General features: G+C 67.9%; 14 protein-coding genes and 1 tRNA gene. 7 read left to right on the forward strand and 8 right to left on the reverse strand.

Annotation, left to right across the window (positions count from 1 at the left end; genetic code table 11):
• Nucleotides 1–207 precede the first annotated feature (207 nt).
• Nucleotides 208–2,013 (forward strand): GGDEF domain-containing protein, encoded by a 1,806-nt coding sequence (locus C265_RS12635; RefSeq protein ID WP_037024232.1) that lies wholly within the window; start codon nucleotides 208–210, stop codon nucleotides 2,011–2,013.
• A 172-nt stretch (nucleotides 2,014–2,185) separates the two neighbouring features.
• On the opposite strand, the gene C265_RS12640 is transcribed toward C265_RS12635, so the two are convergent.
• The 7 genes from C265_RS12640 to C265_RS12670 all read right to left on the reverse strand — a co-directional run bounded on the left by C265_RS12640 (nucleotide 2,186) and on the right by C265_RS12670 (nucleotide 9,111).
• Nucleotides 2,186–2,272, reverse strand: a tRNA-Leu gene (locus C265_RS12640).
• 95 nt (nucleotides 2,273–2,367) lie between these two features.
• Nucleotides 2,368–3,654 (reverse strand): amidohydrolase family protein, encoded by a 1,287-nt coding sequence (locus tag C265_RS12645; protein WP_010814577.1) that lies wholly within the window; start codon nucleotides 3,652–3,654, stop codon nucleotides 2,368–2,370.
• A gap of 70 nt (nucleotides 3,655–3,724) precedes the next feature.
• Entirely contained in the window at nucleotides 3,725–4,417 is a 693-nt protein-coding gene (locus tag C265_RS12650; protein WP_010814578.1) for a TetR/AcrR family transcriptional regulator, read from the reverse strand.
• Nucleotides 4,417–5,103, reverse strand: a complete 687-nt coding sequence (upp, locus tag C265_RS12655) for a uracil phosphoribosyltransferase (RefSeq protein ID WP_010814579.1) — start codon at nucleotides 5,101–5,103, stop codon at nucleotides 4,417–4,419. Before upp ends, C265_RS12650 begins: the two co-directional genes overlap by 1 nt.
• 73 nt (nucleotides 5,104–5,176) lie before the next feature.
• A complete protein-coding gene (locus C265_RS12660; RefSeq protein ID WP_010814580.1) occupies nucleotides 5,177–6,499 on the reverse strand; it encodes a URC4/urg3 family protein in 1,323 nt (440 codons plus the stop codon).
• Nucleotides 6,496–7,734: a GTP cyclohydrolase II gene (locus C265_RS12665; RefSeq protein ID WP_010814581.1), complete on the reverse strand. Its 1,239-nt coding sequence runs from the start codon at nucleotides 7,732–7,734 to the stop codon at nucleotides 6,496–6,498. The genes C265_RS12660 and C265_RS12665 overlap by 4 nt, the downstream gene beginning before the upstream one ends.
• Nucleotides 7,735–8,010: 276 nt before the next feature.
• On the reverse strand, nucleotides 8,011–9,111 hold the full coding sequence (locus C265_RS12670; RefSeq protein ID WP_011617328.1) for an acyltransferase: 1,101 nt from the start codon (nucleotides 9,109–9,111) through the stop codon (nucleotides 8,011–8,013).
• Between the two features lie 811 nt (nucleotides 9,112–9,922).
• Here C265_RS12670 and C265_RS12675 point away from each other — a divergent pair.
• The 6 genes from C265_RS12675 (at nucleotide 9,923) to C265_RS12700 (ending at nucleotide 15,846) form a co-directional block, all read left to right on the forward strand.
• Complete coding sequence (locus C265_RS12675) at nucleotides 9,923–11,020, forward strand: substrate-binding domain-containing protein (RefSeq protein WP_081050156.1); 1,098 nt, start codon at nucleotides 9,923–9,925, stop codon at nucleotides 11,018–11,020.
• A gap of 62 nt (nucleotides 11,021–11,082) precedes the next feature.
• On the forward strand, nucleotides 11,083–12,105 hold the full coding sequence (locus C265_RS12680; RefSeq protein ID WP_010814584.1) for an ABC transporter substrate-binding protein: 1,023 nt from the start codon (nucleotides 11,083–11,085) through the stop codon (nucleotides 12,103–12,105).
• A gap of 143 nt (nucleotides 12,106–12,248) precedes the next feature.
• Complete coding sequence (locus C265_RS12685) at nucleotides 12,249–13,067, forward strand: ABC transporter permease (protein WP_037024235.1); 819 nt, start codon at nucleotides 12,249–12,251, stop codon at nucleotides 13,065–13,067.
• Nucleotides 13,068–13,077: 10 nt separating this feature from the next.
• Nucleotides 13,078–13,953 (forward strand): ABC transporter permease, encoded by an 876-nt coding sequence (locus tag C265_RS12690; RefSeq protein ID WP_010814586.1) that lies wholly within the window; start codon nucleotides 13,078–13,080, stop codon nucleotides 13,951–13,953.
• A complete protein-coding gene (locus C265_RS12695) occupies nucleotides 13,946–15,004 on the forward strand; it encodes an ABC transporter ATP-binding protein (RefSeq protein WP_010814587.1) in 1,059 nt (352 codons plus the stop codon). The genes C265_RS12690 and C265_RS12695 overlap by 8 nt, the downstream gene beginning before the upstream one ends.
• The gene (locus C265_RS12700; protein WP_010814588.1) at nucleotides 15,001–15,846 is read left to right on the forward strand and encodes a phosphodiesterase; all 846 of its coding nucleotides are present in this window, start codon (nucleotides 15,001–15,003) and stop codon (nucleotides 15,844–15,846) included. Before C265_RS12695 ends, C265_RS12700 begins: the two co-directional genes overlap by 4 nt.
• Nucleotides 15,847–16,253: 407 nt before the next feature.
• Here the strand turns inward: C265_RS12700 and C265_RS12705 are convergent, their stop codons facing one another.
• A complete protein-coding gene (locus C265_RS12705) occupies nucleotides 16,254–16,607 on the reverse strand; it encodes a hypothetical protein (RefSeq protein WP_010814589.1) in 354 nt (117 codons plus the stop codon).
• Nucleotides 16,608–16,789 lie beyond the last annotated feature (182 nt).

Raw genomic sequence — 16,789 nt, forward strand, 5'->3', positions numbered from 1 at the left:
TTCGGACGTTATATGTGCCTGCCCGATGAGTTCGAGCATAGGTCAAATGCCCTGCCAGCGTTAGCCGGGAATGTTCGGCCGCGCGCGCCCCGTACGACCCTGTCAGTGAGCAAATTCGGCCTGGCCGCTGCGCCTTTTCGTCAATAATGGCGGTAATGACAAATCTTGCAGACATCGCCCGGCAAGCTGCCGCCGGGAGCAAACCTTATGGCCTTGTGGCAACGTGCGCGCCGGCGTGAGTCCGAACCCGGGGGCATGGCACCGCCGGCCGGACGCAGCCGCAGCCTGAAGCGCAAGCTGGCGATCGCCACGGCGGTCGGCGGGCTCTGCACCCTGGTGCTCGCCGCGCTGGTGATGGCCCGCTCGTATGGCGACTTCACCTCGGCGCGGCAGAACCTGTACGACATCTCGGCATACCGCGAGCTGCTCGAGGCCGCCAACGTGCTGTCCGCGGAACGTGGACCGGCCAACAGCGTGCTGGGAGATCCACCCTCGCCCAACACCTCCGCGCGTGAGCGCCTGCAAGCGTTCCGCGCCCGCAGCGACGCCGCGCTGGCGCGCCTGGCCGCGCCGCCGCCGGCACCCTTCGGCCTGCACAACCACCACCTGCCGCCGCTGATGGTCGAGCGCGTGCGCGAACGCCTGGCGCGGGCGCGGGCCGAGATCGACGAACTCGCCGGGCGGCCGCGCCAGGACCGTGACATGGACGAGATCCGCCATGCCATCGAAAGCATGTTCGAGGTCGTGGACGCGCTGCAGCCGGTCATCGCCTGGCAGGTGCGCGAACTGTCCGCCTGCGACGACGGCCTGGCGGCGCCGGCGCTGACCGGCAGGATGCTGGGCGACCTGCGCGAGTATGGCGGGCGCATCGCCTCGCAGATCATGGCGCCTGTGGCGGCGCGCCAGCCGATGCCAGTGCAGAGCCTGGTGGACGCCACGCGCTCGCGCGGCCGGCTGCTGGAGCTATGGCAGCTGGCGGGGCCGGCGTACAACATGTTCGGCGCCGTGCCCGCGCTGGAGCAGGCATACGCCGACGCCGGCCACCAGTTCTTCGGCCAGGGCCTGTCGATGATCGACAGCCTGGTTGCGCAGGGCCGCGTCTCGGGCAATTACTCGATGACGCCGACGGAGCTGACCAACCGCTACGTGCGCACGCTGGAGCCGCTGGAGCGGTTGCGCAGGGTATTCCTGGACGAGGTGGTCGCGCATTTCACCGCAGCGCGCGCACAAGCGCTGCGCGAACTGACGGCAGCGTGCGGCACGTCGGCGCTGATCCTTGCCGTGCTGGGCTACGTGCTGGTGTTCATGCAGCGCTCGGTGATCCTGCCGCTGCTGCGCGCCGGCGACGAAGTGATCGGCCTGGCCGAGGCGCGCGAACACCCGCACTACGCTGCGCCAGCGGCGTCCGCCAGGCCCGCGGCGGAGATGCGGCGCCTGTTCGATGCCATCGAGATCCTGCGCCGCAAGCTGCGCGAGCGCGCCTCGCTGACCGAACAACTGGAACACCAGGCGCGCACCGACAGCCTGACCGGGCTGCTGAACCGGCGCGCGCTGGAGCTGGTGGCCGCGCAGTACGCGGCACACGACAGCGCCAGCCTGGTGCTGATCGACGTGGACCGCTTCAAGCAGATCAACGACCGCCATGGCCATGCCGCCGGCGACCAGGTGCTGCGCGACATCGCTGCGATGATGCGCGCGCTGGTGCCGCCCGAAGGCGTGCTGGCACGCTTCGGCGGCGAGGAGTTCGCGCTGCTGCTGCCGCACGGCAGGCCGGGCGAGGCCGCCGCGCTGGCCGAAACCCTGCGCGCGGAAATCGCGTCCCGCCCGGTCTACCTGTCGGGCAGCACCCAGCTGTGCGTCACCGCCAGCTTCGGCGTGGCCATCGGGCGCGGCGGCGAGCGTCACTGGCAGCGGCTGTTCGGCGCGGCCGACGCTGCCATGTACCGCGCCAAGGCCGAAGGGCGCAACTGCGTGCGCGAGGCACAGCGCGAGGAAGGGGTGGCAGCCGGCTGAAGCAGGCAGGCCCCGGCACCAGCACGGAAACGATGGACGAAAAAAACCCGCATCGCTGCGGGCTTCTTCCACATATCCGGCACCGCCGCCTCGGTATCGAATGGCGGTGACCCGGTCACTCACGCCGGGCTAAAACGAAGAAAGGCTCGCTTGCGCGAGCCTTTCTAAATATTGGTGCCCAGAAGAGGACTCGAACCTCCACAGTGTTGCCACCGCTAGGACCTGAACCTAGTGCGTCTACCAATTCCGCCATCTGGGCTTCGTTTCGCTGCATTGCTGCCGCGATGCGAAGAACGAAATTATGCCGAGCGCGTCAGGGACTGTCAACACCCTGACACAAAAAATTTGTGATCCTTATTGCCCGCCGCCGCGCCGCAGGAAATCCACCTGCGCCGGCCGGCCAGGCAGGTCCAGCGCAGCCATCGCCAGAGGCATGCTGGCGATGGTCTTGCCGGCACGCAGCACCCGCAGCCGCGTGGCGCGCAGGCGGATCGCCTCCACCGGGTCGCGCGCCTGCAGCAGCACCAGGTCGGCGCGGCAGCCAGGCGCCACGCCGTAGCCATCCAGCCCGAGGATCTGCGCGGGCATGGCGGTCACGGCGGCGAAGCACGCGCGCATGGCTTCCTGCCCGGTCATCTGCGCGACATGCAGCCCCATGTGCGCCACTTCCAGCATGTCGCCGGAGCCCAGGCTGTACCACGGATCCATCACACAATCGTGGCCGAACGCCACCGGCACGCCGGCCGCCAGCAACTCCGGCACCCGCGTCATGCCGCGGCGCCGCGGATAGGTATCGTGCCGCCCCTGCAGCGTGATGTTGATCAGCGGATTGGCGATTGCCGCCACGCCGGCCTCGCGCATCAGCGGGATCAGCTTGGACACGTAATAGTTGTCCATTGAATGCATCGAGGTCAGGTGCGAGCCCGCCACCCTGCCCTGCAGGCCGAGCCGCACGGTCTCGCTGGCCAGCGTCTCGATATGGCGCGACAGCGGGTCGTCGCTCTCGTCGCAATGCATGTCGACGCGCAGGCCGCGGTCCGCCGCCAGCTCGCACAGCAGCCGCACAGATTCGGCGCCCTGCGCCATGGTGCGCTCGAAATGCGGGATGCCGCCGACCACGTCGACGCCCATGTCCAGCGCGCGCTTCAGGTTGTCCAGCGCGCCGGGCGCGCGCAGCACGCCGTCCTGCGGGAACGCCACCAGCTGCAGGTCCAGGTAGGGGCGCACGCGCTCGCGCACGTGCAGCAGCGCCTCCACCGCGAGCAGCCGCGGATCGCACACGTCCACATGCGAGCGGATCGCCAGCAGCCCGCGCGCCACCGCCCAGTCGCAGTAGGCCAGCGCGCGCTCGACCAGCGCCTCCTGCGTCAGCATCGGCTTGAGCTCGCCCCACAGCGCAATGCCTTCGAGCAGCGTGCCCGACTGGTTCACGCGCGGCAGCCCGTACGACAGTGTGGCGTCCATGTGGAAGTGCGCATCGACGAACGGCGGCGTCACCAGGTGGCCGGCCGCATCGATCTCGTCGGCGGCGTGCGCGGCCAGTGCCGGCTCAACCGCGGCGATGCGGCCCGCGGCAATGCCGATATCGATGTCGGTGCGCCCGTCGGGCAGGTTGCAGTGCCGCAGGATCAGGTCGAGCATGGAGGTCTCTCAGGCAGGAGGCACGGCGATACGGCGATGTTCTCACGGCGCCGGCTCCGGCGCCACGGCGTCATGCGCGCCGGTCGGGCGCCGCGGGCTCGGGGTCGAGTCCGCAGCCGCGCAGCAGCAGCGCCACCAGGTGCTCGGTGGCCTGCGCATAGTCCCGCTGCTCCAGCTGGCTGACGCCGAGCACCGCGCATACCTGCGACTCGAAATCCGCATAGGTCTGCGTGGCCGCCCAGATCGTGAAGAACAGGTGCTGGGGGTCGACCGGCGCCATCTGGCCGCGGTCGATCCACTGCTGCACCACCGCGGCCTTGCGCGACACCAGTTCGCGCAGCACCTGCCGCAGGACCTCGCCGATCTCATGCGCGCCGTGCAGCAGTTCGTTGGCAAATACGCGCGATGCATCCGGATGACTGGCCGACAGCCGCATCTTGGCGCGGATGTATTGTTCCAGCGCCACCTGCGGCGGCAGCTCGGCGCGGATGATGTCGGTCTCCGACAGCCACAGCTGCAGCGTATGCGCCAGCACGGCGCGGTACAGCGCCTGCTTGGTGCGGAAGTAGTAATGCAGGTTGGACTTGGGCACGCCGGCGCGCACCGCGATCTCGGCCATGGTGGCGCCGGCAAAGCCCGCGCGCGCAAAGACATGCTCGGCCGCGCGCAGGATCATGGCCTGGTTCTCCTGCCGGATGCGCCCGCCCGGCGCATCGCACGCGGGCAGCGGGCGCCGCGCCGCGGCGCTGGCCTGCGTGTCCATCAGCGCGTGCCGTAGAGGCGGTCGCCGGCGTCGCCCAGCCCGGGCACGATATAGCCGTGCTCGTTGAGCGTTTCGTCGATGGCCGCGGTGACGATGCCGACCTCAGGGTGCGCCGCGCGCAGCGCGCGCAGCCCCGGCCGCGAGGCGATCAGGCACACGTACTTCATGGTGGTGACGCCGGCCTCTTTCAGGCGGTTCAGCGCGGCAATGGCCGAGTTGCCGGTGGCCAGCATCGGGTCCACCACGATCACCATGCGCTCCTGGATGTCTTCCGGCATCTTGAAGTAGTACTCGATCGGCTCCAGCGTCTCGGGGTCGCGGTACAGGCCGATATGCCCGACGCGCGCCGCCGGCAGCAGCTCCAGCATGCCGTCGATAAAGCCGTTGCCCGCGCGCAGGATCGACACCAGGCACAGCTTCTTGCCCGACAGCACCCGCGACTGCATCGGCGCGATCGGCGTGCGGATGGCGACCGTCTCCATGGCCAGGTCGCGCGTGGCTTCGTAGGTCAGCAACTGGCTGATTTCACGCACCAGCCGGCGGAAGTTGTCGGTGGTGGTGTCCTCACTGCGCACCAGGGTGACCTTGTGCTGCACCAGCGGGTGGTCGACGACCAGCACCCCGGCCAGGCCGGCAGGATCGGCATCGAGTGGTTCAACAGCGGGAACAGCGGACATGTCGTTCATGGTGACGCTCCAGATGCCAGGTTTCACACGCAATGCCTGCCGGCAAGGTCGGCCGCCTGGCGGCCGACCTTGCTCAGAACACCGTGCCGTCGCTGATGATGGCGAACGGCGGCGCGCCACCCGGGCGCCGCTTGGCGGCAATGCGGCGCCCCGCCGCCCAGGTGCCGCCTTCGAGCACGCGCGCCAGCGGGAAATTTTCTTCCTGCAAGCCAAGCGCCTGGCGCACGCCGTCGGCCACCAGGTCCAGGCCGGTCACGGTCAGCGCGCGCCATTCGACGATCACGGGCTCATCCACCGCATGCGGCACGGCGGCAAAGCCGGGGTCGCGCGGCACCATCAGCTCGAAGTCGTAGAGCAGGCCGCCGTTGCGGTATTCGGGCAGGCCCGTCAGCGCGTCCAGCCCGGTCACGGTCAGGCCGGCGTCCTCCAGCGGCTCCAGCAGCGAATAGGTCAGCCATTGCGTGAGCTTGTGGAACGGCACCAGCCCGCCCGGCGCGGCCGGATGCCGCCAGCAGTCGCCCAGCGACACGCCTTCGACAATGATCCGCCCCGGCCATACCGGCCCCAGGCCGACCAGCAGCGTGCGCAGCAGGAAGCCGGCGTCGAGGTGCCCGTTGACCGCATGCGCCTTCAGGTAGTCGTACAGGTTGCCCAGCCGTGCCGGCCGGCCGAACAGCGCCGGGGTCGCCTCCATCACCTCTCCGAGGCGGCGCAGCAGGCCGGCGCGGCCTTCCAGCCCCACCAGCGGGTTGTGCTGCGCGACCTGGAAGGCGTGGGCGATGCTGTCGGCATCGATGCGCTGCAGCCGCTCGGCGTCGGCGCGCAGCGGATCGCCCGGCGCGGCCGAGAAGCCGCCGCGCGCGAACAGGTCGAAACTGGCCACGCCCAGCCCTTCCGAGCGCGTCAGCACCAGGTCGCTGGCCGGATCGCGGTAACGCCAGTCAGGGCCGGCGCCGGCATCGAGCAATACGCTTGGAATCACCAGGTCGATGCCGATGCGGGCGCGCTCCTCGCGGTGCTCGGGCCCGCTCAGCGCGGCACGCTCGCACAGCACCTGCCACCGGTCCGCGCGCTGGTCGACGCCGGCGCTTTCAAAATGGCGCCAGCGGCTGTGGTACGGCACCTGCAGGTCAGGATAGCGCTGGCGGATGGTGCTGGCGACATAGTCGGCAATGGCATGCACGCGGTCCGGATGCCAGGTGAAAAGTTCGGACGCGCCGCTGGCCACGTTCTCGGTGACCGCCGCGCAATGCGTGCGCACCGCCTCGGCACACAGCAGCGCCGAAGCGGGATGCCCTTCCGGCACCGGGCTCAGCCAGCCGGCACCCGGCCGCATCTCGTTACCTGTGCCCTGGCGGTCCATGCCGGGCTTGCCATCCTCGGGAAACATCGTCATTCGTTCAACCCCCTGCCCTTTGCCAGGGCCAGTTCGTTCGCATCCGGCGGCGTGTAGTGCGTAAAGTAGCCCGCGGCCACCTTGGCATCGATCTCGACACGGGCGTCGGCGGGAATCAGGGTCTCGGGGATGGCCACCTGCTCGACCACCTCGATGCCCTGCGCCACCAGCGCGCCATGCTTCATGTTGCTCATCGACGCCCAGCGGTCGATGCGGCGGATGCCCAGCCAGTGGAACACATCCGGCATCAGCTCCTGGAAACGCATGTCCTGCACGCCTGCCACGCATTCGGTGCGGGCAAAGTAAGTCTCGGCACGGTCGCCGCCTACCTGCCGCTTGCGGGCGTTGTAGACCAGGAACTTGGTCACCTCGCCCAGCGCGCGGCCCTCCTTGCGGTTGTAGACCACCAGCCCGACACCGCCCTGCTGCGCCATCTCGATGCACACCTCGATGCCATGTGCCAGATACGGCCGGCAGGTACAGATGTCTGACCCGAACACATCCGATCCGTTGCATTCATCGTGCACGCGGCAGGCCACGCGGGTTTCAGGCTTGCCCAGCTGGCTCACGTCGCCGAAGAAATACAGCGTCATGCCGCCGATGGGCGGCAGGAACACCTTCAGGTCCGGCCGCGTCACCAGTTCCGGGAACATGCCGCCGGTCTGCTCGAACAGGCTGCGGCGCAGCACGCTTTCCTTGATGCCGAAACGGGCCGCCAGCCCGGGCAGATACCAGACCGGATCGACCGCAGCCTTGGTCACGCGCACATCGCCATTGGCATGGAGGATGTCGCCGTCGGGCTTGAGCCGGCCGGCCGCGATGGCCGACATCAGCTCCGGCATGTTGATATGCGCGCGGGTGACGGCGATGGTCGGGCGGATATCCACGCCGGCCGCGATGCGGTCGGCAAACACGGTGGACACCAGGTGGCCCCACGGATCCAGCGAAACTATCTTCTCCGGGTCGCCCCACTGCGGATGCGGGCCGATCGCCTCCGCCGGCGCGGTATCGGTCAGGTCGGTGCGATGGTCGCGCTGCAATGCGCCCGCGGCAACCGCCAGGGCCCGGTAGATGGCGTAGGCACCTGCGTGAGTGCCGATCACATTGCGCTGCGCCGGATTCGCCAGGCTGGCGATGACCGGCCCGCGCTCGGCCGCCGTGGGGGCGCCCCAGTGGATAGGCTCGGCCGGCTTGTCGCGGCGTGCGTGCGAGGTCAGGACGATATGGTCGGACATGGCACCCTCGGTTCCCGATGGAATCCTGACCAAATGGTCAGGTTTACGATTCCATACTAGGCAACCTTTGTGCCATCGCCCAATGCCATTTACGCGAGTGTTGCTCCGATGTGTGTGGCGCCGAACGCAAGTTTGCGCGGGCGGCATGCACGCATGGCGTGCAGGCGACGTGGCATGACGGGTGCACAAGCACCAACAAGAAGCGCGCACGGCCATGCTGGCACGGCGCCGTCCGGGAGAAGCCGTACCACCGCTGCACGGCCATGCCTGCAAACGTTACACGCTTTGCCGGCTGGCGCGGTCGCGGCCGTTGCCCAGCAGCGCACGCAGCGCCGCCAACGGCCGGGCGCTTTCGATGTAGCGATAGAACAACGCGCCGGCCACATTGCTGAGCGCCCATGCGGCAACCATGCCGAGCGCGTTCAGCACCGGCTGGCCCGGCGCCAGGTTCGACACCAGCGCGTTGACCAGCAGGCAGACCGGAAAGTGAACCAGGAACACCGAATAGGAAATGCGCCCGAAGAAGCCGATCACGCGCGCCCGCGGCCAGCGCTCCAGCCAGCCGCCGCGGCGCGCCACCGCCAGCAGCAGCGCAGTCGCCAGCGCCACCGCGATGCGCAGCCGGAAATCGAAGGCCAGCGCCGCCAACGTTACCGCGCCGAGGACCAGCAGCGGCAACACCGGGCGACCCGGGTTGGACGCCCAGTAGGCCAGCGCCCCCATGCCATAGGCGCCGAAGAAGTACAGCGCCCAGATATCCCACGCGGCATCGCGGTTGAACCAGAACAGCGATGCCACCGCCACCAGCACCACAATGCCAATGCTGACCCCGGCACCCGCCGGCGCTTTCCCGCGCGCCACGGCGCGCGCGGCCCACAGCGCACCCAGCAGCAGCGCAAACAGCTGCAGGTCGATGGCCACGTACCAGACCCCGGCCGAGAGCGCGTCGACATCGAGCACGTTATGCAGCAGCGTCACGTGCGCAAGGAACTGCAGCAGGCCGGGCGGCGCAGGGATCGAATCATGCACCATCCATTGGCGCGCCAGGGCGGCCCCGGCAATGCTGAGCAGCAGCGCCGCAGCAAAGGGCACCACCAGCTTCTGGTAGCGCCGCCACAGCACCAGCAGCGGATGCTGGCTGATTTCCAGCTGGCCATGCGGCGCCAGGCTGCGCGCGGCGAGGAAACCGCTGACCACCAGAAAGACCTGCACGGCGATGCGAGCGTAGTCGTAGAGCCAGTCCACCAGCCCCGGGGCCAGCCGATACGCGGTATCGGACATCGGGCCATAGAAGGCCAGGTGATGGAGCACGATCAACTGGGAGCTGACCGCTTTCAGGGCGTCAATGCACGGCAGGCGCGACGGACGGGGGCTCATTGTTATAGGAATGTTGCGATTGGCACGGAAGGCGCGATTCTACCTGCTTGCATCCGCTCAAATGTGGCATATGCACCACTACATATAGATTCGTTACACACTGCCCCGGCTTGTTGCGAGTTTGCAGGCACATGGCTTCATGTCTTAGCCAGCAGGCATTGGCTTATGAAAATGCTGCGCAAAACAGTCAGGGGCCAACAGGAGCCGGCATAAGGAAGTGCATACACAGGCGGCAGCTCTTTCCACGAAGCAAGGCTTGTGAGTCAGGCACGTGCCTTTATGCGTCGCGGCCCAGAATATACAGCTGTCGGGTGGATACGGGGATGTCAGGCTTGAACCACACATTCCAGGAGAGCTCTGTTGTGCGCCAGTAGCATAAGCTAGAGGCAGGATTGCTACCTGGGGTCCGCTTATGCAGCACCGCACGCTCTTCCCCCGCACCGGTCACGCCTTCCGTTGCGGCTTGGCTGAGTGCTCCCTCATCGCCCTTCTGGCCGCGGCCCTGGCGGGATGCGAGGGAGTCCCCCGGGATACCGCGGCGACACCGCCACCGCCGCGTCAGCCGATTGCGCCCAGCGACGACGTGTACCCCGCCCCGACCACGGTACGCGACACGCGACCTGCGGTGCGCACTCCGTAGGCGGCGTTTTCCTACGCGGCCGGCATCCGGCCTTTGCACCCGGATGTCATCCCCCTGTCATCCACGCCAAACAAAATGCCATCCAGGCAGGGTGCAGGCGCCCGTCCGCCAGCCGCCTTCTGCGGCAGTGCAGCGACGGAATGTCTTGACGCCCCGTTTTTTCCACCTTCAATGAAAACGTTTTCATCCGGAGCTCTAAGCGTGAATCGCAAAGATCCAGCGGGGGGCAGGCCCGACACGACAGGTGGCGCCACCCTGATCGACGTGGCGCAAGCCGCGCGGGTGTCGCTCGCCACCGCATCGCGCGTGTTCAGCAGCCCGCACCTGGTGCGCGACAGCACGGCGCAGCGCGTGCGCGAGGCGGCGCGCCGGCTCAGCTTTCGCCCCAACCTGCTCGGCAGCAAGCTGCGCGCCCAGCAGACCCGCATGATCGGTGTGATGGTGCCAACGCTGGAAAACGCGGTGTTCGCCGAATGCTGGCACGGCATCGAGGAAGCGGCGCTGGCGGGCGGCTATTCGCTGATGCTGGTCACCAGCGGCTACGATCCGGCTCGCGAATGCGAGCGTGTGGAGTACCTGCTGCGCCATCGCGTGGACGGCATGGTGCTGACCGTGGCCGACGCGGCGCACAGCACGGTGCTGGATCAACTCGACGGCGAGGGCGTGCCATACGTGCTGGCGTACAACCAGGCCGGACCGCGCAGCCGGCGTCATTCGGTATCGGTGGACAACCGGCGCAGCGCCTGCGCCGGCGTGGAGGCCCTGATTGCCGCCGGGCACCGCCGCATCGCCGTGGTATCGGGCGCCTTCGTCGCCTCGGACCGCGCGCGCCAGCGCTTTGCCGGCTATCAGGACGCCATGCGCGCGCACGGGCTAAGGCCCGCCGCGCCAGTCTGCCTGCCATCGCACACCGCCAGCAATGCCGAACAGATCCGCGCGCTGGTCCGGGCAAACGATGCGCCCACCGCCTTTTTCTGCACCAATGACCTGCTGGCCATCGGCGTGATCTCCGACCTCAGGCGCCTCGGCCTGAGCGTGCCGCGCGACATCTCCGTACTGGGCTATGACGGTATCGCGCTGGGCAGCGTGGTCGAACCGCCGCTGGCCACCGTCGTGCAACCCAATTCGGAGATCGGCGCCAGCGCCGTCGGCCGGCTGCTTGCCTGGCTGCACGATGGCGGACGAGCCTCGGCGGCGCCGCCGCGCGTCACGCTGCTGCCGCACGCACTGCGCGTCAACGGCACCGTGGCCGCTCCGCCATCAATGTAACCGCGCGTAACCGCGTGCGCATGTTGCATCCCCCACCCCTGTCCTCAACCAAGGAGCCTCTCATGCAACCTATTCCTTCCTGGCGCCGCCCGCTGCGCTGGATTGCCCTGGCGCTAAGCGCCGCCGCGTTCAGCCAGGGCGTGGCCGCCCAGACCGCGATCTGCTACAACTGCCCGCCCGAATGGGCCGACTGGGCGGCACAGATCCGCGCCATCAAGGAAAAGACCGGCGTTGCCGTGCCGCTGGACAACAAGAACTCCGGCCAGTCGCTGGCGCAGCTGGTCGCCGAGAAGGCCAGCCCGGTGGCCGATGTGGTCTACTACGGCGTGACCTTCGGCATCCAGGCCAAGAAGGACGGCGTCACCGCCGCCTACAAGCCCGCCCACTGGAACGACATTCCCGACGGCCTGAAGGACCCGCAGGGCAACTGGTTCGCCATCCATTCCGGCACGCTGGGCTTCATGGTCAATGTCGACGCGCTGCGCGGCAAGCCGGTGCCGCAGTCATGGGCCGACCTGCTCAAGCCCGAGTACAAGGGCCTGGTCGGCTATCTCGACCCCGCCAGCGCCTTCGTCGGCTACGTGGGCGCAGTGGCCGTCAACCAGGCCATGGGCGGCACGCTCGACAACTTCGGCCCGGCCTTCAAGTATTTCAAGGACCTGCAGAAGAACCAGCCGATCGTGCCCAAGCAGACCGCTTATGCGCGCGTGCTGTCCGGTGAAATCCCTATCCTGCTCGATTACGACTTCAACGCCTATCGCGCCCGCTACAAGGACCACGCCAACGTTGCCTTCGTGATCCCCAAAGAGGGCTCGGTGGTGGTTCCCTACGTGATGAGCCTGGTCAACAAGGCGCCGCATGAGGCCGAAGGCCGCAAGGTGCTCGACTACGTGCTGTCCGACGCCGGCCAGGCGCTGTGGGCCAACGCCTACCTGCGCCCGGTGCGCGCCGGCGTGGTGCCTAAGGAAGTACAGGCGCGTTTCCTGCCGGCCACCGAATACGCACGGGCCAAGGCGGTGGACTTCGGCAAGATGGCCGACGTGCAAAAGGCGTTCAGCGAGCAGTATCTGAAGGAGGTGCGCTGACAGGTGCGCTGAAAGGTGCGCTGACAAGCGCGCTGACGACTGGCGATGGTGTCTCCCGTCTGATGGCTGTCTTCCTGCAAGCGGGGAGACAGCCGGGCGGCTCACCCAAGCCATCGCCCACCGCCCATCACCCCGTCACTGCCATGACAAACCGATCCCCCTCCCTCTTCCTGTTTGCCTTGCCGGCACTGGTGGTCTTCCTGGCCTTCTTCTGCCTGCCGATGGCGCGGCTCGTGGCGGTCAGCATCAACGGCGAGCAAGGCGCGGGCGTGTACTGGACCGTGGTCTCCAGTCCGCGCTACCTGCACAGCCTGATGGTCACCGTGCTGCTGTCGGCAGCCGTGACACTGGTCACGCTGGTGATTGCCGGCATTGCCGGCACCTTCCTGCAGCGCAACGCGGTGCCTGGCAAGTCCGTGCTGGTGGCCATGCTGACCTTTCCGCTGGCGTTTCCCGGCGTGGTGATCGGCTTCATGGTCATCATGCTCGGCGGCCGCAACGGCCTGCTGGCCATGGTCGGCGACAAGCTCGCCGGCGAGCGCTGGACCTTTGCCTACGGCCTGGCCGGGCTGTTCGTCGGCTACCTGTACTTTTCGATCCCGCGCGTGATCCTGACCGTGATGGCGGCAGTGGAGAAGCTCGACGCCTCGCTGGAAGAAGCTGCCCGCTCGCTGGGCGCCGGGCCCTGGCGCGTGGTGCGCGACGTGATGCTGCCCGCGATGATGCCGGCCATGATCTCCAGTGGCGCGATCTGCTTTGCCACCAGCATGGGCGCGTTCGGTACCGCCTTCACGCTGGCCACGCAACTCGACGTGCTGCCGCTCACCATTTACAACGAGTTCACCAACTACGCCAACTTCGGCATGGCCGCTGCGCTGTCCATCCTGTTGGGCACCGTCACCTGGGCCTTGCTGGCGCTCGCGCGCTGGTTTTCCGGCGACGCCGTGGCCGCGACCGCCTAGGAGCCATCCCATGACCCCAACCCATCGCCGCCCCGGCTACTGGCTGCAACTGGCGCTCACACTGGCGGTCTGCGCCTTCATGACCGTGCCGGTCGTGCTCTCCGTGCTGGCTGGCCTGACCAACAATATCTTCATCGGCCTGGAAAGCGGCCTGACCACGCGCTGGCTCGCGGAAGTCTGGTCGCTCTATCGCAATACCATCTTCCTGTCGCTGCTGATCGCGCTGGCCTGCCTTGCCTGCACGCTGGTGCTGGGCGTGCCGGCCGCGTACTACATGGCGCTGCGGCGCAACCGCATCACCCGGCTGATCGAGGAACTGCTGATGCTGCCGGTGGCCGTTCCGGGCCTCGCGACCGCGCTTGGCCTGATCCTGCTCTACGGCACCTGGCAGGCGCTGCGCACGAGCTGGCTGTTTATCCTGATCGGCCATGTGCTGTTCACCCTGCCCTTTATGGTGCGTTCGGTGCTGGCCATCCTTTCCGCCATCGATATCCGCACGCTGGAGGACGCAGCGGCCAGCCTTGGCGCGAGCCGCCTGCAGCGCTTCTTTACCGTGGTGCTGCCCAATTGCCGCCAGGGCATCCTGGCCGGCGCGCTCATGGTGGTCACGCTGTCGGTGGGCGAATTCAACCTCACCTGGATGCTGCACACGCCCACCACCCAGACGTTGCCGGTGGGCCTGGCCGACAGCTATGCCTCGATGCGGCTGGAGATCGGCTCGGCCTACACCATCGTCTTCTTCGTCATGATCATTCCGCTGCTGGTGCTGATGCAGGCGCTCAGCGCGCTGGGCGCGCGTTCCCGCAAGTATGTTCCCGAAGCGGTGCCCGCCTCTGCTGTTGCCGCCACGCCGGCCAACCCTCATACCGAGACCCGTCATGCATGAACCCACCACCATCAGGCTGCGCGATTGCGGCAAGACGTTTGCCGACGGCACGCTGGCGCTGCAGCCGCTGGATCTCGACATCGGCGCCGCGGAAACCGTGGTACTGCTAGGCCCGTCCGGCTGCGGCAAGACCACCACGCTGCGCATCATCGCCGGGCTGGAGTATCCCGATGCAGGCGGCGAAGTCTGGTTCGGCGATACCTGCGTGACCGCGCTGCCGATCGAGCAGCGCGGCGTGGGCATGGTGTTCCAGAGCTACGCGCTGTTCCCCAATATGACCGTCTCCGAGAACATCGGCTACGGGCTGCGCGTGCGGCGCGTGGACGCCGCCACGCGCCGCACGCGGGTTGCCGACATGCTCGCGATGATGCATCTCGAACCCTTCGCCGACCGCCGCGTGGACCAGCTCTCGGGCGGCCAGCGCCAGCGCGTGGCGCTCGCACGCGCCATTGCCGTGCAGCCGCGCGTGCTACTGCTGGACGAGCCGCTGACCGCGCTCGACGCCAAGCTGCGCGACGCCCTGCGCGCCGACATCAACCAGTTGCTGCGCAACCTGGGCATCACCGCCGTCTATGTCACGCATGACCAGGCCGAGGCCATGGCGCTGGGCGACCGCATCATCGTTATGGACAAGGGCCGCATCGCCCAGACGGGCACGCCGCAGGATATCTACCGCGCGCCGGCCAATGCCTTCGTGGCGGATTTCATCGGCACCATGAACCGCCTGTCCGCCGCTGCCGAGAACGGCGCCTGGCGCGTGCCTGGCGGCGTCGTGCCCCGGACGCACGAATCCGCGCCGGCGCAGCGCGCCGACCTGATGTTCCGCCCCGAAGACGTGGCGCTGGTGCACACGGACGACGCCCATCTGCACGGTAGCGTGGTCACGGCCCTGTTCCTGGGCAACTGCACCCGCCTGCTGGTGGAAGTCGGCGCCGCCGCGCCGCTCATCGTCGACACCACGCGCCGCGACAACTGGCACGCCGGAGACCGCGTCGGCCTGCGCATCGACACCGGCCACCTCATCACACTTCCCGAAGCCCTGGCAGCATGAACACCGCCCCCTACCTGGTCGCCCACATCACCGACCTCCACATCAAGGCCGGCGGCAAGCTGTCGTACCGGCTGGTTGACACCGCCGGTGCACTGCACCGCTGCATCGACACCCTGCTGGCAGCCCCGCAACAGCCCGACGCAGTGATTGTCACCGGCGACCTGGTCGACTTCGGCGCCGAAAGCGAATACCAGTTCCTGCGCCAGATCCTGCAGCGGCTATCCATGCCCGTGCGGTTGCTGCCGGGGAATCACGACAGCCGCGGCGCGCTACGCCGCGTCTTTGCCGATCACGACTACCTGTTCGCCACCGGCAGCGGCGAAGACCCGGTGCACTACAGCATCGACTCGGGACCGCTGCGGCTGGTGGCCTTCGACTGCACCGTGCCGGGCCAGCCCGGCGGGCGCGTCGATCCCGGCGCGCTGCCATGGCTGGAAGCCGCACTGTCTGCCGACCCGGCCCGCCCCACCCTGCTGTTGCTGCACCATCCGCCGTTCTTTACCGGCATCGGCCACATGGACGAGCAGGGCCTGGCCAACGCCGACGCGCTCGAAGCCATCGTGCGCCGCCACCCGCAAGTGGAACGCGTGCTGTGCGGCCATCTGCATCGGCACATCACGCGCCGCTTCGGTGGCACGGTCGCGATCACCGCGCCCGGGCCGGCGCACCAGGTGGCGCTGGACCTGGACCCGCAGGCGCCCTCGTGCTTTCGCATGGAGCCGCCCGGCTACCTGCTGCACTGGTGGCATCCGGCACACGGACTCGTGACGCATGCGGCAGCGATCGGGGACTATGGGGCAGCGCATCCGTTCTTTGACGCGCAGGGCAAGCTGATCGACTAGCGGTGACGCTCTGGCAAGTTGTTCGTAAGCGCCAGGTGATGGCCTTGCAAGAGTACGAATGGCGAAGCCATGCCTCGCAACCGCTTGCGTCATGTCCCAGCTTGCAGGTGGGGTCATCCGCGATGATTCCACCGCGGAGACTCCTCACCGAGGTGGTTTGCTGCTTTGCAGATCCGCTATTGCCAAACGGAGAATCAACGACGCATGATCGCCACGATCGAATCGACGCGGGTTCTGTCACAGGCCATTGCGATTGCAATGCGATTTGACTACACCCCTGTCGATCGGGACTCGGTTGCCTGACCGCAGGGTTGCGTCATATCGGGGCATGCCCAAGTCATGGCGCATATTCCCGCGCCTGGACAACGGAGCAGGCCCAGACCAACCGCCCCGTTGCCCTGCCCTGCTCAGGACAAGCATTCCCCGCTGTCGCGCGCATCGCTGCGCGCGCCGTCGGTGAAGCCATCGCGCGAGCTGATGCGGGCGCCATCGGTGTAAGGGTCAGGCTTGCGCATGCCGTCCAGGTACGGATCAAAGCCACGGACCGCGCACACGGACCTGCCCTGATACGCGACCACGGGCAGCATGGCGGCCTCGGTGGGCGGACTGTGCGCGCCATCGGTAAAGGCGTCGCGCTGGTCGCTGTGTCCCGGCGCGGCGACGATCAGCCCATCGGCATAGGCACCGGCGTGGGCGGTCTGGCTGAGCCCGGCGGCAAGTGCGGCAGCGGCAAGCAGGGTCTTGGCAAGAGTCTTATGCATTGCTATCTCCAACAGGGGTGTCGGCGGCGTTGCCGCGACGGCACTCCTCGTGCAGGCGACCAGCTACGGAACGGTACAGGCCACACGGGATCGCCTCTGCCGTGCAAGCCGTTGCCTGGCGTGTACCGGCTGCCATCCGTGGCAGCGGTGTCGCGCCGGGCTTCTGGATAAGGGGTACCTGC

Source organism: Cupriavidus sp. GA3-3 (assembly GCF_000389805.1).
In the GTDB taxonomy this organism is placed as follows: Bacteria; Pseudomonadota; Gammaproteobacteria; order Burkholderiales; family Burkholderiaceae; genus Cupriavidus; species Cupriavidus necator_D.

Bases quoted from the DNA above. Each gene is read 5' to 3' on its own strand.
- C265_RS12635 (WP_037024232.1), top strand. From the start codon at position 208: ATGGCCTTGTGGCAACGTGCGCGCCGGCGTGAGTCCGAACCCGGGGGC.
- C265_RS12645 (WP_010814577.1), bottom strand. From the start codon at position 3,654: ATGCTCGACCTGATCCTGCGGCACTGCAACCTGCCCGACGGGCGCACC.
- C265_RS12650 (WP_010814578.1), bottom strand. From the start codon at position 4,417: ATGGACACGCAGGCCAGCGCCGCGGCGCGGCGCCCGCTGCCCGCGTGC.
- upp (WP_010814579.1), bottom strand. From the start codon at position 5,103: ATGAACGACATGTCCGCTGTTCCCGCTGTTGAACCACTCGATGCCGAT.
- C265_RS12660 (WP_010814580.1), bottom strand. From the start codon at position 6,499: ATGACGATGTTTCCCGAGGATGGCAAGCCCGGCATGGACCGCCAGGGC.
- C265_RS12665 (WP_010814581.1), bottom strand. From the start codon at position 7,734: ATGTCCGACCATATCGTCCTGACCTCGCACGCACGCCGCGACAAGCCG.
- C265_RS12670 (WP_011617328.1), bottom strand. From the start codon at position 9,111: ATGAGCCCCCGTCCGTCGCGCCTGCCGTGCATTGACGCCCTGAAAGCG.
- C265_RS12675 (WP_081050156.1), top strand. From the start codon at position 9,923: ATGAAAACGTTTTCATCCGGAGCTCTAAGCGTGAATCGCAAAGATCCA.
- C265_RS12680 (WP_010814584.1), top strand. From the start codon at position 11,083: ATGCAACCTATTCCTTCCTGGCGCCGCCCGCTGCGCTGGATTGCCCTG.
- C265_RS12685 (WP_037024235.1), top strand. From the start codon at position 12,249: ATGACAAACCGATCCCCCTCCCTCTTCCTGTTTGCCTTGCCGGCACTG.
- C265_RS12690 (WP_010814586.1), top strand. From the start codon at position 13,078: ATGACCCCAACCCATCGCCGCCCCGGCTACTGGCTGCAACTGGCGCTC.
- C265_RS12695 (WP_010814587.1), top strand. From the start codon at position 13,946: ATGCATGAACCCACCACCATCAGGCTGCGCGATTGCGGCAAGACGTTT.
- C265_RS12700 (WP_010814588.1), top strand. From the start codon at position 15,001: ATGAACACCGCCCCCTACCTGGTCGCCCACATCACCGACCTCCACATC.
- C265_RS12705 (WP_010814589.1), bottom strand. From the start codon at position 16,607: ATGCATAAGACTCTTGCCAAGACCCTGCTTGCCGCTGCCGCACTTGCC.